Origin of the sequence: Allocoprobacillus halotolerans (genome assembly GCF_024399475.1) — a bacterium.
Classification (GTDB): domain Bacteria; phylum Bacillota_I; class Bacilli_A; order Erysipelotrichales; family Coprobacillaceae; genus Allocoprobacillus; species Allocoprobacillus halotolerans.
In genome coordinates this window covers 1,385,404-1,399,690 of record NZ_CP101620.1, presented here as the reverse complement: position 1 = coordinate 1,399,690, position 14,287 = coordinate 1,385,404, and the positions used below count along the sequence as shown (strand labels likewise).

Genomic DNA, 14,287 nt, shown 5'->3' with positions numbered 1-14,287 from the left:
TGATTCCATCAAACCACCTCAACAATAAATATATCAAAAAAGATGAATTTAATGATATTTTATAGATAATAGTTAGAAAAAGAATTTCGCCAATTAAGACGAAAAAAGAGAATAAATGAATTCATCATCTATTCTCATATTTTATCTTATTGAATTTCACTATGGTATTCTTGTAAAGATTTTACAGCATGGCTACCATGAATCTTCATTTCCATAATTCCTTCTAATGCAGCTTTTGCAGCAGCAATATTTGTCATATATGGAATTCTCATCTTAATAGCTGTTTTTCTAATATAACTATCATCATGAGCACTTTGTTTACCATGAGGTGTATTAATCACCATTGCTAATTCACCATTTGTTAAAGCATCAGTAATGTTTGGACGACCTTCATTTAATTTCTTAATCTTTTCAACAGGTACACCTGCTTCATTAATTAAGGCATAAGTATTTCCAGTTGCGACAATTGTAAATCCAGCATCATAATATCCTTTTGCCAAATCAACAACTTGTGCTTTATCCATATCATTAACACTGATTAAAACTTTTCCATCAGTCGGTAAAACAGTTTGTGTAGCTTCTTCAGCCTTATATATCGCTGCTCCAAATGAACCACCTAAACCTAGAACTTCTCCTGTTGATCTCATTTCAGGTCCTAAAACAGGATCAACTTCTGGGAACATATTGAATGGGAATACTGCTTGCTTGACACCAACATGAGGAATTTTCTTTTCTGTTAATGTTGGAACAGGTGATTCTCTACCTGTTAATTCACTTGTTACAATATCAGTCGCAATTTTCACCATGTTGATATTACATACTTTAGATACAAGCGGTACTGTACGTGAAGCTCTTGGATTAGCTTCTAAGACATAAACTTTATCACCAGCAATTGCATATTGCATATTCATAAGTCCACGTACATTCATTTCTTTAGCAATTTTTTTTGTATATTCTTTAATTGTTTCTAAATGTCTCATTGGAATATGTTTTGAAGGTAAGATACAAGCTGAATCTCCTGAATGGATACCCGCTAATTCGATATGTTCCATAACAGCTGGAACAAAGACATTTGTACCATCACTAATAGCATCAGCTTCACATTCCATTGCGTTATTTAAGAATCTATCAATTAAGATTGGACGATCAGGTGTCACACCAACAGCTGCTGCCATATATTCTTTTAAGCTGTCATCATCATAAACAACTTCCATTCCACGTCCACCTAAAACATAAGAAGGTCTTACCATTAACGGATAACCAATTCTTTTAGCAATATCTAATGCTTCATCTACATTAACAGCCATTCCTGATTCAGGCATAGGAATATTTAATTTTTCCATCATTTCATTAAATAAATCTCTATCCTCTGCCATATCAATTGTTTCAGGCGTTGTTCCTAAGATATGTACACCATTGGCTTTTAATTGAGATGCTAAGTTTAATGGTGTTTGTCCACCAAATTGAGCAATTACACCAACAGGTTTTTCTTTATCATGAATACTTAAAACATCTTCTAATGTTAGTGGTTCAAAATACAATTTATCAGAAGTATCATAATCAGTAGATACTGTTTCTGGGTTACAGTTAACAATAATTGTTTCAAAACCTAATTTCTTTAAAGCAAGAGAAGCATGAACACAGCAATAATCAAATTCAATTCCTTGCCCAATACGGTTAGGTCCACCACCTAAAATCATAATCTTTTTCTTATCATGATGAATATCGCTATCATCTTTTGCATTATATGTAGAGTAATAGTATGCATTATTTTCAGTACCACTCACATGTACTGGTTCCCATGCTTGTGTTATACCATTAGCAATTCTTTCATTTCTAATAACAGATTCTTCAACATTTAAGATTTGACTTAAATATTTATCAGAGAAACCATTTTGTTTAGCTTGTTTTAACACATCAACAGGTAATTGTTTTCCTGCATAAGATTTCAACATTTCTTCTTCTTCAACTAATTCTTTCATTTGTTCAATGAAGTAATGTTTAATACTTGTTAATTCATATAATTCTTCAACTGTTGCTCCTTTTCTTAAAGCTTCATACATAATGAATTGTCTTTCACTTGTAGGAACAGTTAATTTTTCTAATAATTCTTCTTTTGTAAGTTCATTGAAATTTTTCGCATAACCTAATCCATATTGACCAATTTCTAATGAACGAATGGCTTTTTGGAAAGCTTCTTTATAAGTTTTACCAATACTCATAACTTCTCCAACAGCTTTCATTTGTGTTCCTAATTTATCTTGTGCACCTTTGAATTTTTCAAATGCCCATCTTGCAAATTTAATAACCACATAATCTCCATCAGGTACATATTTATCCAAAGTTCCATATTTACCACAAGGAATTTCATCCAATGTTAAACCAGCTGCTAACATTGCTGAAACTAAGGCAATTGGGAAACCTGTTGCTTTAGAAGCTAATGCACTTGAACGAGAAGTTCTTGGATTAATTTCAATAACAACGATTCTATCTGTTTTTGGATCATGAGCAAACTGAACATTTGTTCCCCCAATAACACCAATAGATTCAACAATTCTAAAAGCCTGATCTTTTAAACGATCTTGCACTTCTTGAGAAATTGTCAACATCGGTGCACTACAGAAAGAATCTCCAGTATGAACACCTAATGGGTCAATATTTTCAATAAAACATACCGTAATCATATTGTTTTTAGCATCTCTAACAACTTCAACTTCTAATTCTTCCCATCCAAGAATAGATTCTTCAATCAAACATTCATGAACAAGGCTAGCTTGTAAACCACGAGAAACGACTGTCTTTAATTCTTCAACATTATAAACAAGTCCTCCTCCAGCACCACCCATTGTATAGGCAGGTCTTACAACAACTGGATATCCTAACTTATCAGCAATGGCTAAAGCTTCTTCAACGGTATTGGCAATTTCACTTCTTGCCATATCAATACCAAGTTCATTCATGGCTTTTTTAAATTCTAAACGGTCTTCCCCACGTTCAATGGCATCTACTTGAACTCCAAGTACTTTAACATTGTATTTATCTAAAACACCAGCTTTATTTAATTCAGCACATAAGTTTAAGGCTGATTGTCCACCTAAGTTAGGTAACAGGGCATCTGGTCTTTCTTTTTCAATAATTTGTGTTAATCTCTTTAAATTTAAAGGTTCAATATAAGTCACATCAGCTGTTTCAGGATCTGTCATGATTGTTGCTGGATTTGAATTCACCAAAACAATCTTATATCCTAAACTTCTTAATGCTTTACATGCTTGTGTTCCTGAATAATCAAATTCACAAGCTTGTCCAATGATAATTGGTCCAGAACCAATCACTAATACTGTGTTTACATCTTCTCTTTTTGGCATAACTTTTCCTCCTTCTTCATAAAAAAGACATATCAAATAACAATGATATGTCCTATAACAAATATAAAAAATAAGAAAAAGAAGATTTTGAAATCATTGATGTTTTATGAGTGATTTTTAATCCAAAATCTTTCATTTTTCTCATTCCTTTCCTTATTCTTAATAAGTATATATTTTTACTTTTATACATTCAAGAAAATGATAAATAATAATCACAAAGATAAAAAATTATTAATTAATTCTTGCAATTTCATAACCTTCATCATTAAATGTATCAATAATCTTTTGAATATGTTTTTCCCCATTGGTTTCACAAGTCACACGTAACTCCACTTCAGAGAAACGAGCAAAGTTTTTAAACTGATTATGTTCAACACCAATAACATTGGCATTACATTGAGATAAAACATGAGAAACATATTCCAATTCACCAGGTTTATCTAATAATTGTACTGTAAATGTAAAGATGCGTCCTCTAGCAATCAATCCTTTATTAATCATAGATGAGATTGTTAAAACATCAATATTCCCACCACTAATTAAAGACACCACTTTCTTATTCTTTTCATTTAATTTCTTAAGTGCCGCCAATGATAAAATCCCTGAATTTTCAGCCACCAACTTATGTTTTTCAACAAGCAATAAGAAAGCATCCATCAATTCATAATCAGAAACTGTAATAATGCCATCCACATATTCTTTAATATAATCAAAAGTCATATCACCAATTTCTTTAACAGCCGTTCCGTCAGCAATCGTATTAGCTTCTTTTAAAGCCACCACCTGATCTTCATTAATAGCGGCTAAAGCACTGGCGGCTCCTTCTGGTTCAACACCAATAATTTTAATCGTTGGTTTAATTTGTTTAGCAGCACAAGCAATTCCAGAAATCAATCCACCACCACCAATAGGTACTAAAATAATATCAGCATCAGGCAATTCTTCTAAAATTTCTAAAGCAATAGTTCCCTGTCCTTCAATCACATCCTCATCATTAAACGGATGGACAAAAGTATAACCATATTCTTTTTGTAAATCACAAGCAGCCTGATAGGCTTCATCATAAACTTCTCCAGCTAACACAACTTCTGCACCATGAGCTTGTGTTGCTTCTACTTTAATTAATGGTGTATGTTTAGGCATCACAATCGTTGCTTTCACACCTAATTTAGAAGCTGCATATGCCACCCCTTGTGCATGATTCCCTGCTGAAGATGCAATTAATCCTTTTTGTTTGGACTCATCATCCATTTTCACAATCTTGTTGTATGCCCCTCTAATCTTAAAAGCTCCAGTCCTCTGCAAGTTTTCTGGTTTAATATAAACCTGATTCTTACATTCTTTTGAAAAAGCCTCACTATATATTAAGGGAGTAGGAACAATCACTTCATCAACTCTCTTTTTCGCTTCTTGAAACTGTTTTAAATCTAACATATTAAATCTCCCTTCTACTCATACATTTTTAACATTATAACATAACTCACTATTTATTTGAACTTGTTTTTTTCATATTCACAAATAATATACATATCATTTAGCTTTAATCAAAAAGCTCTATGATTTCATCAATACTTATCGGTCTATACTCATTAGCATCCACACCCACATCATACCTCTTTATCCCTTTTTCTCTCATTTCTAAATTATAAAGACTTTGATTATGTTGATGCCCATGTAAATGCATAGAACCTCTAAAGCTATGATTCCACTCTAAAAATGGATAATGAGATAAAACAAAGAATCGCTTTTGATACTTCAATTCTTTATAATCACAAATATCTTCAAAAAGATTTTCATCATAGTTTTTATCATGATTTCCCTAATCAATATCTTTCTTCCATTTAATCGACTAATGATTTGATTCGCTTTTTCTAAAGGAAGTTTCATAGTCAAATCACCTAAAATATAAATAAAGTCATTCTTCTTTACAAAACTATTCCAATTTTGGATCAATACTCTATTCATATCCTCTACATTTTCAAAAGGTCTATCATTTAAACGTATAATATTTTCATGTCCTAAATGTAAATCACTTGTGAAATAAATCATTCTTTCAACTCCTTTCTATTGCTAAAAAGTCTGCACATATTATGCAAACTTCCATAAATTAAGTCCTATTTCTTCATTCAATTCTCTATCAATCTTTCCATCAATCAATGTGATAACCATTTCACATGTTGCACTAACAATAGCTTTATTCAAATGTCCACCAAAGACTTCACCTTTTTCATTACCAACACTCATATGTAAATGACAATAAAATTCATCATTCATCGTATCAATAGTTCCAGTTAAGGAAACAATTTCAAAACTTCCTTGAAATGTATTGGCAAGATATTGTTTCGTATCTGTTTGAAAGACACCTATTGTGATATCCTTGACAGCTCCTAATGCCTGAATACTAGCAAGTTGAATCTGTTCTTGTAAAGCAACTTTTTTGACTTGTTCTAAGATTTCTTCATCTTTATCTATTCTTACAAATATAGTTTGATTGATTCTTTTATATTCCATTTTTATCTCCTTATTTAAATTGATTATGTTCTTGATCATAGACATAATCAATTTTTTCAATGTTTCAATAATTTCTTGTTGTGAAGCATCTAAATCTTCACATAATGCTTCTAATGAATCATACTGATCTCTTAATTTCATATTAATAAAACTTAAAAGCATAACAGTATCTTTAGGTAACATTAATATTCCACTCCTTTATATATTTGTGATAAAGTATAAGCAATACCATCTTCATCATTTGTTTTCGTAATGATTTGTGCACGTTCTTTGACGCCTTCAACAGCATTACCCATAGCGATACCTAATCCAGCATATTCAATCATGCTTAAATCATTATAGCCATCACCAAAAGCTATCACTTCTTCTTGTTTGATACCTAATGTAGTTGCTAGACGATGAAGAGAAGCAGCTTTATCAATGTTTTGTGCCATCACTTCTAAAAAGAATGGTGCACTACGATAAATACTTAAACTATCGCCAAAAGGCTTTTTAAATTCTTCTTCAATCGAAGCCACATATTCTGGTTTACCTGTCAATAAAACCTTATGAATAGGATCTTCTAAGATATCTATAAATGATGAAACTTGTTTTTTTCCAATATCATTAATTTTTGCTTCTACACAAACGTATTCATCGTCAATATCTTCTGTGTAAATCATATCATTTTTATATGTCATACATGCCATATTAAATTCTTTCGCTCTTTGATATGCTAATTTTGCTTCTTCAATCGTTAATGTCTGTTCATATATTGTTTCATTTGTTTTCGCACTTGCAACTCTCGCTCCATTAAACGATAACAAATAACCACCAAATTGATCCAATAAAAGTTCTTTAGCTTCATGTCTTAAACCTGCCGTTGGTCTACCTGATGCTAAAACAATTTTTACACCTTGTTTTTGTAAAGCAATTAAAGCTCCTTTTGTCTTTAATGTAATTTGATTATGAGAATCTTTTAAAGTCCCATCTAAATCTAACGCTATTAATTTATATTTCATAATACCCTCCATGTCTTTATTATCTTATAAAATTTTATTTATTTTGTCCATATCCTATTTTTCGTTACTTTTCACATACTTTAGAGAAATATCTATAATATAATCACTTCATTGGAGGAATCTATATGAATCTAAAAAATAAACTTAGAAATCAAATACTTATCTATACATTTTTATCATTTTTAGTCTTTTTGTTTTTCTTGTTGCGTATCAATGTTTATATTTATACATCTATCATTCGCACAATATATACTATCTCGTTTATTGGTATTATGATGCTTTATTGGAGAATGTATTTTTCTAAAAATAAAACAATCATGCCTATCAATAATTGGTTAGAAGATTTCTTAGAAAAGCATCCTGATATTCATCATGATCAGGCTTTATCTTATGCCACTATGTATGTTCAAAAACGTATTTTGGCATTACTTATCTATTATTTCTGCATAGCAACAGTCACTCTTGGTTTAGAATATCATATATTTATCAATATATTATTTCATCAATCTACGAACTTTCCTGTTATATTACTTTTCATAACTATCACAACGCTCTATTTCATTTTTGCATTTATCAATGTCCATCTTGAAAAGAAATATTATTACTTTTACTTATATCAAGATTGTCAACTCTATATTCAAATGACTTATCACCTTTGTAATGTACCAATCTTTCAAAAAGCAATATTGAATTATACTTCACATATGAATATTTCTAGTGCTTTAGGAGGATTAGGTTATTATCAGGAGGCCCATGATTATTTAGTGATATGGCATCAAAACGCTAAAAGGATACTAGCTATTACTAAACTTTATTATTATGAACATTGCATTGCCCATCTCAGATAGAATTTATCTTTAAGTGGGCACATGAAGAAGTTTCGTTATGAAACTTTTTTATTTATTCTTTATAGCCATAGCGATTCCATTAGCCAATAAGATAATCACAGTGTATCCACATAAGATACCATTCATTGAAGGAATAACATCCATTAAGGCAGACCAATCTTCCTTCATCACCCAAACATTCACTTGATTATACTGTAATAATAAAGTTATCACTAAAAATGTTATTGCAGTAACACTGATATAAACTTTTTTCTTATTTTGATTCACAGCCATTAACAAAGCAATAATGGTTGTTATAACACTTATGATTCCAGTAATCATCCACATGATTTTCTTCCTCCATTTTCATTTTATTATCGTTTTCTTTCTCGCATATTCTTATAAAAACCTTATGAATAGAAATGATTTTTTTAATACCAACTATTTAATTCATGTATAAACTTTTGTATTCTTTCAGTCACTAATTCATCATCATTCATTGCACGAAGCATATCTCGCTCTACCCACTGATAAGCTATTGTTTCACCCTCTTGTAATGTAATCTGATTTTTATCCCAATTCGTCACGCAAAGATATTCAACATAAATCTCATGATGCCCCATACATCTTCCTACCTCTATAAGTTCATCAGCTATAATCCCTGTTTCTTCAACAAGTTCCCTTTTAGCACATTCTAACGGCTTTTCACCTACCAACGCTGAACCACCTGCCGTTGCTTCCCACATACCACCAAATGTTTTTCTTAAATCTCTTTTCATTAACAAATAAGTCCCATCTTCATGTTGAACCAAAACATCACAGACCAAATGATATACACCCTTTGGTATTTCTTTTCCTCTTATGAGTGTTAATCCTGATATTTTTATAAAAGACTTATCATACGCATCCCAAAGTTCCATATATTTCCTCCGTTTTTGACTTTAATATATGAAAAACACCTATTTGCATAAGTGTTTCAATAAGCTTTCTAATTGTTTTAAAAAATATATTTTATCTTCTTTTGTTTGTTTTGATGGACCTTTAATATGTTTATGACTTTTCCTTTGATGTGCTCCAAGATAACGTCTTAACAATAATTCATCAATATTATTTGATGTAATTTGTAAGCCTGAAACATGTAAAACATAAGCACCTTTACCTAATGCCAAAGCAGATAAACCATAATCCTGTGTAATTAATATATCATTCTTTTGTAAATCAGATAAAATACGCATATCAACACTATCTCGTCCAATTTCACATTCAATAACCTGATAAGGTGCTTCTTTTAACAAATGAGCATAATCTAAATAAACATACATTGGAATTTGATATTGAATAGATAAATCATAGATTTCATTTTTATAAGGCGAAGCATCACCGTCTACAAAGATTCTCATACAATATGCAATGCCAACATCATCACCATAGCGAGGATACCGCCAATGAGTCCACCAATATGTCCGGTCTTTGAGATACGACTATCTATAAATGTATAAACAAGATTAATCACAATGACCATTGTAAAATTTTCTAAAACACTCATAAATGGTCCACCCACAACATAACCTAAAACAATAATAGCACCAAAGAATCCAAAGACAACGCCACTAGCTCCAATTGTCAATGTATCATAATAACGTGAAGAAAGTTCAGCTGCACTATAACTCAACATTGAACTTAATATCATTGATATGAGTATCAAATATAAATATGGGAGTGTTCCTAAACATGCTTCTAAAAAATGTCCAATTTGGTATAAAGCATAAGCATTCATCAAGAAATGGAAAAATTCTGCATGAATAAAATGACTTGTTATAAAGCGCCAATACTGATGAAATTCTTTAATATAAGGAGGATAAAATCCTCCTAATTTTAAAGCGCAATGCCATTTATCATCATGTTGCATAAATTGAATATATATAAATATAATTGCACATATCAATACATAAATATTAGTTATCATCTTCTATTTCTACCTCTATCACTGTCACTTTTCTTATAACTTGTGTTGTATTTCCATCTTTATCACTGACAGTATACATAATTTCATAAATTCCTGGTGTCATATTATCTACATGACCACTGACAATAATACGTGATGTAATATCTCCTTCAAGATCATCTTTAGCTTTAACACCTGACATTAAATCAATTGTTTCACCGACTTGAATTTCAATATCATCAATACCATTAATCACTGGAGGCTGCTTATTCTTTTCAACAACAATCTTCACTCTTAATGCACTTGATTGATTTCCATGTTTATCTTCAACAATAATTCTTTCAATTTGTGTTCCTTCTATTGGAAAATTTTTTGATTCACTTTTTTCCTGTGTTTTTTCATTATAAAAATAGACATGTGTCTTAGAAAAATCTTCAATGTTTTGAATTAAATCTTTAGCTTCTAGAGTTTCACCTACTTGGATATGCCATTCAACTTTCTTTAATTGAAACTTTGGTTTAATTGTATCTTGAACAACGATTTCAAAATATTGTGTTTCATTAAAATAAGTAATAGATGCCTTATATTTTCCAACTTCTTTAGAAACTTGAGATAAATCTAATTTCACATTTTCTAAAACCGAGCCGTTAGCATTGACATATTCACTAACCTCTGTAGGAATATCTTGACCATATTGAAAGGTAAAAACATTTCTTTTGAGTTTAGCTGGGGAAATAGTTAATGCTAAATAAATCAGTATTGTATCAACAAGAATAAAAAAGCCTAATACTGAAACAATAATTTTATTTTGCATTGTATACCACCCCTAGATAATAGTATAGCACGAAAATATGAAATTTTTGTGTCAAATGATTTCTTTTTTAATGAAAAAGAAGGTATTATCCTTCTAATCTTGATAAAACCTTTTCTTTTCCTAATAATACTATTGATTTAGCAAGATCAGGTCCATGCATAATACCTGTCGTCGCAATACGAATTGGCATATATAACATCTTTCCTCTTGCTTTCGCTTCTTTTTGTGTTGCTTTAATACATGCAAAGATATGATCTTCATCAAATTCTTCATCTGGTAATTGTTCAAGATGATTTTTAAAAACCGCTAATGTATGAGGAATACTTTCATCTTGCATAAATGCTTTAGCTTCATCACTGACTTGCATTTCATCTTCAAAGAATAATGCCACTTGTTCAATGATTTCTTCTCCATAACTGATATGGTCACGATGTACATCAATTAATTTTTGAATCCATGTTTCATCTTTATTAGATAAATCATAAGCTTTTTGTAAGAATGGCAAACATAAATCAACCACTTCATCTAAAGATTTTTCTTTTAAATATTGGCTATTCATCCATTTTAATTTATCTATATCAAAAATAGCACCAGATTTAGAAATACGATCCACACTAAATTCTTGAATCAATTCATCTAAAGACATAATTTCTTTTTCTTCTTTTGGTGACCATCCTAACAATGCAATATAATTTAAGATAGCTTCACTTAAAAATCCTCTAGAAATTAAATCTTGATAAGAAGCATCCCCATTACGTTTACTTAATTTATGTGTTTCATCTTTCATAACGGGTGGGCAATGAATGTAAACAGGTGGCTCCCATCCAAATGCCTGATAGATTAAATTATATTTAGGTGTTGATGATAAATACTCATTCCCTCTGACAACATGAGTAATATTCATTAAATGATCATCAACGATATTAGCAAAGTTATATGTTGGATAACCATCACTTTTTAATAAGACACCTTCAGATAATCCAGCATTTTCAACTTCAATATGTCCATAAACTTCATCTTCAAAAGAAGTGATTCCCTCACTTGGAATGGTTTGTCTGACAACATATTTTTCACCATTAGCGATTCTTTGTTTTGCTTCTTCTAAAGATAATGATTTACATGGATCAATATATCCCAATTCTTCATGATCACTGTTTTCTTTTTTAGCGGCTTCAATTGTTTCCTCATCACAGAAACAATAATGTGCACCACCTAATTCAACCAATTTATCCGCATATTCCTTATAAATATCTAATCTTTGTGATTGAATATAAGGTCCAACTTTTCCTGGTTGATCAGGTCCTTCATCATAATGTAAACCTGTTTTTTCTAAAACATCATAAATCATATCTACAGCACCAGCAACTTCTCTTTCCTGATCTGTATCTTCAATTCTTAAAATAAAATCCCCATCTTCATGTTTTGCAATTAAATATTCATATAAAGCTGTTCTAAGATTCCCAATATGCATATATCCTGTTGGACTTGGGGCAAATCTTGTTCGTATTTTACTCATTTTTATCTATCCTTCCTTATTTAATAATACAACACTTTGGGCAACAATACCTTCTTTTCTACCAATAAAGCCCATCTTTTCTCCTCTTGTGGCTTTAATATTCACCTGTGTGATGTCACAATGAAGAACTCGTGCAACATTTTCTTTCATTTGACGAATATGTGGTGCCATCTTTGGTTCTTCACATAAAATCAAACTATCAATATTACCAATAACATAGCCTTCTTGTTTCATCATATTGTAGGTATGTTCCAATAAAACCATAGATGAAATGCCTTTATATTTTGGATCAGTATCAGGAAAATGTTTCCCAATATCTCCTAGTCCCATCGCTCCAATAACACTTTCAATAATCGCATGAAGCAAAACATCAGCATCACTATGTCCTTTTAACCCTTTTTCATAAGGGATTTCCACACCACCTAAAATAAGTGGTCGTCCTTCAACCAACTGATGAATATCAATAGATTGTCCAATTCTCATCATGTTCATCACCCTTTCTGCCTTATTCTAGCATAAATATGGCTAATATACAAAACTATATCTTTAGAAACTGTTTTATATTTTCAAAAAATATGGTAAACTAAAGCATATATTGAAGGAAGGTTGGTTGGACTATGGATAATAACAAAGAAGTTATCAGTAAAAATTTTATTGAAAGAATTATAGATAAAGATTTAGAGGAAGGAACATATACAAAAGTAGCGACACGTTTTCCACCTGAACCTAATGGTTATTTACATATTGGTCATGCAAAGTCTATTTTATTAAATTATGGACTTGCTAAAAAATATAATGGAACATTTAATCTCCGTTTTGATGATACAAATCCAACAAAAGAAAAAACTGAGTTTGTAGATTCTATCATTAAAGATGTTGAATGGTTAGGTGCACATTATGATGGTGAAGTGAAATTTGCTTCTGATTATTTTCAACACATGTATGAAGCAGCTATCAAATTAATCAAAAAAGGAAAAGCCTATGTTTGTGATTTAACAGCTGAAGAAATTAAAGAATATCGTGGAACTTTAACAGAACCTGGTAAGAACTCACCTTATCGTGATCGTACTATTGAAGAAAATCTTGATTTATTTGAAAGAATGAAGAATGGAGAATTTGCTGATGGAAGTAAGGTTCTTCGTGCCAAAATTGATATGGCTTCTCCAAATATCAATATGCGTGATCCGATTATTTATCGTATTGCTAGAATGACACATCACAACACTGGTGATCAATGGTGCATTTATCCAATGTATGATTTTGCGCACCCTATCGAAGATGCGATTGAACATATTACGCATTCAATCTGTACATTAGAATTTGAAGATCATCGTCCACTTTATGATTGGGTTGTTCAAGAATTAGAATATCCTGAACCACCAAAACAGATTGAATTTGCAAAACTTTATTTAACAAATGTTGTGACTGGTAAACGTTATATTAAACGCTTGGTTGATCAAGGCATTGTCGATGGTTGGGATGATCCTCGTTTAGTCACAATTGCAGCTTTAAGACGACGTGGTTTTACACCTGAATCATTAAAAACATTTATGGATTTAGTTGGTGTCGCAAAAAGTAATTCATCTGTAGATTATGCGATGCTTGAATACTGTATTCGTGATGATTTAAAACCAAAAGCACCTCGTGTGATGGCTGTTTTAGATCCTATTAAACTTGTGATTGATAATTATCCTGAAGGACAGGTTGAATATTTAGATGCCCAAGTGAATATGGAGAATCCTGAATTAGGTATCAAACAAATTCCATTCTGTAAAGAACTTTGGATTGATCGTGATGATTTTATGGAAGAACCACCTAAAAAATACTTCCGTTTATTCCCAGGTAACGAAGTCCGTTTAATGAATGCATATTTTGTCAAATGCGTAAGCTATGAAAAAGATGAAAATGGCAAAGTTACTATCATCCATTGTACATATGATCCTATCACAAAAAACGGAACTGGATTTACAGGACGTAAAGTCAAAGGAACAATTCATTGGGTACCTGTACCATTTGCGAAAAAAGTCACTGCAAGATTATATGAAAACCTTGTTGATGAAGAAAAAGGTGTTTATAATGAAGATGGAAGTATGAATTTAAATCCTAACTCTTTAACAGTTGTAGAAGATTGTTATATTGAACCAGCAATTGAAGAAGCCAAACCAGGAGATGCATTCCAATTTGTAAGAAATGGATATTTCTGTGTTGATACAAAAGATTCTACAGACGAACATCTTGTTTTCAATAGAATTGTTTCATTAAAAAGTTCATTTAAATTACCAAAAAAATAGTTTTTTAAAAGCATGAA

General features: G+C 31.1%; 15 protein-coding genes. 2 read left to right on the top strand and 13 right to left on the bottom strand.

Going from position 1 to position 14,287, the window contains the following annotated elements:
- Positions 1-146: 146 nt before the first annotated feature.
- From carB to NMU03_RS08305, 6 genes are all read right to left on the bottom strand, one after another.
- Complete coding sequence (carB, locus tag NMU03_RS08330; protein ID WP_290142197.1) at positions 147-3,365, bottom strand: carbamoyl-phosphate synthase large subunit; 3,219 nt, start codon at positions 3,363-3,365, stop codon at positions 147-149.
- A 231-nt stretch (positions 3,366-3,596) separates the two neighbouring features.
- Positions 3,597-4,799 carry a threonine ammonia-lyase gene (ilvA, locus tag NMU03_RS08325; protein ID WP_290142195.1) on the bottom strand — a complete coding sequence of 401 codons (1,203 nt, stop codon included), beginning with the start codon at positions 4,797-4,799 and terminating at the stop codon, positions 3,597-3,599.
- A gap of 106 nt (positions 4,800-4,905) precedes the next feature.
- A complete protein-coding gene (locus tag NMU03_RS08320) occupies positions 4,906-5,124 on the bottom strand; it encodes a metallophosphoesterase family protein (RefSeq protein ID WP_290142193.1) in 219 nt (72 codons plus the stop codon).
- Positions 5,121-5,414 (bottom strand): hypothetical protein, encoded by a 294-nt coding sequence (locus NMU03_RS08315; RefSeq protein ID WP_290142191.1) that lies wholly within the window; start codon positions 5,412-5,414, stop codon positions 5,121-5,123. The genes NMU03_RS08320 and NMU03_RS08315 overlap by 4 nt, the downstream gene beginning before the upstream one ends.
- Before the next feature lie 39 nt (positions 5,415-5,453).
- Positions 5,454-6,059, bottom strand: a complete 606-nt coding sequence (locus NMU03_RS08310; RefSeq protein WP_290142189.1) for a PCC domain-containing protein — start codon at positions 6,057-6,059, stop codon at positions 5,454-5,456.
- Positions 6,059-6,877, bottom strand: coding sequence for a Cof-type HAD-IIB family hydrolase (locus NMU03_RS08305; RefSeq protein WP_290142187.1), 819 nt, complete (start codon positions 6,875-6,877; stop codon positions 6,059-6,061). The genes NMU03_RS08310 and NMU03_RS08305 overlap by 1 nt, the downstream gene beginning before the upstream one ends.
- 125 nt (positions 6,878-7,002) lie before the next feature.
- Here NMU03_RS08305 and NMU03_RS08300 point away from each other — a divergent pair, with 125 nt between their 5' ends.
- A complete protein-coding gene (locus tag NMU03_RS08300) occupies positions 7,003-7,725 on the top strand; it encodes a hypothetical protein (RefSeq protein ID WP_290142185.1) in 723 nt (240 codons plus the stop codon).
- A gap of 48 nt (positions 7,726-7,773) precedes the next feature.
- Here the strand turns inward: NMU03_RS08300 and NMU03_RS08295 are convergent, their stop codons facing one another.
- The 7 genes from NMU03_RS08295 to ispF form a co-directional block, all read right to left on the bottom strand.
- Positions 7,774-8,052, bottom strand: coding sequence for a hypothetical protein (locus NMU03_RS08295; protein ID WP_290142184.1), 279 nt, complete (start codon positions 8,050-8,052; stop codon positions 7,774-7,776).
- Between the two features lie 83 nt (positions 8,053-8,135).
- The gene (locus NMU03_RS08290) at positions 8,136-8,624 is read right to left on the bottom strand and encodes an NUDIX hydrolase (protein ID WP_290142182.1); all 489 of its coding nucleotides are present in this window, start codon (positions 8,622-8,624) and stop codon (positions 8,136-8,138) included.
- A gap of 39 nt (positions 8,625-8,663) precedes the next feature.
- On the bottom strand, positions 8,664-9,104 hold the full coding sequence (locus NMU03_RS08285) for a YaiI/YqxD family protein (protein WP_290142180.1): 441 nt from the start codon (positions 9,102-9,104) through the stop codon (positions 8,664-8,666).
- Positions 9,101-9,670, bottom strand: coding sequence for a rhomboid family intramembrane serine protease (locus tag NMU03_RS08280; RefSeq protein ID WP_290142178.1), 570 nt, complete (start codon positions 9,668-9,670; stop codon positions 9,101-9,103). The genes NMU03_RS08285 and NMU03_RS08280 overlap by 4 nt, the downstream gene beginning before the upstream one ends.
- Entirely contained in the window at positions 9,660-10,463 is an 804-nt protein-coding gene (locus tag NMU03_RS08275; RefSeq protein ID WP_290142176.1) for a DUF5011 domain-containing protein, read from the bottom strand. Before NMU03_RS08275 ends, NMU03_RS08280 begins: the two co-directional genes overlap by 11 nt.
- 85 nt (positions 10,464-10,548) lie before the next feature.
- Complete coding sequence (gene gltX / locus NMU03_RS08270; protein ID WP_290142174.1) at positions 10,549-11,979, bottom strand: glutamate--tRNA ligase; 1,431 nt, start codon at positions 11,977-11,979, stop codon at positions 10,549-10,551.
- Positions 11,980-11,985: 6 nt separating this feature from the next.
- Positions 11,986-12,465, bottom strand: a complete 480-nt coding sequence (gene ispF, locus NMU03_RS08265) for a 2-C-methyl-D-erythritol 2,4-cyclodiphosphate synthase (protein WP_290142301.1) — start codon at positions 12,463-12,465, stop codon at positions 11,986-11,988.
- 131 nt (positions 12,466-12,596) lie between these two features.
- Between ispF and NMU03_RS08260 the strand changes: the two genes are divergently transcribed.
- A complete protein-coding gene (locus tag NMU03_RS08260) occupies positions 12,597-14,270 on the top strand; it encodes a glutamine--tRNA ligase/YqeY domain fusion protein (RefSeq protein ID WP_290142172.1) in 1,674 nt (557 codons plus the stop codon).
- Positions 14,271-14,287: the final 17 nt, after the last annotated feature.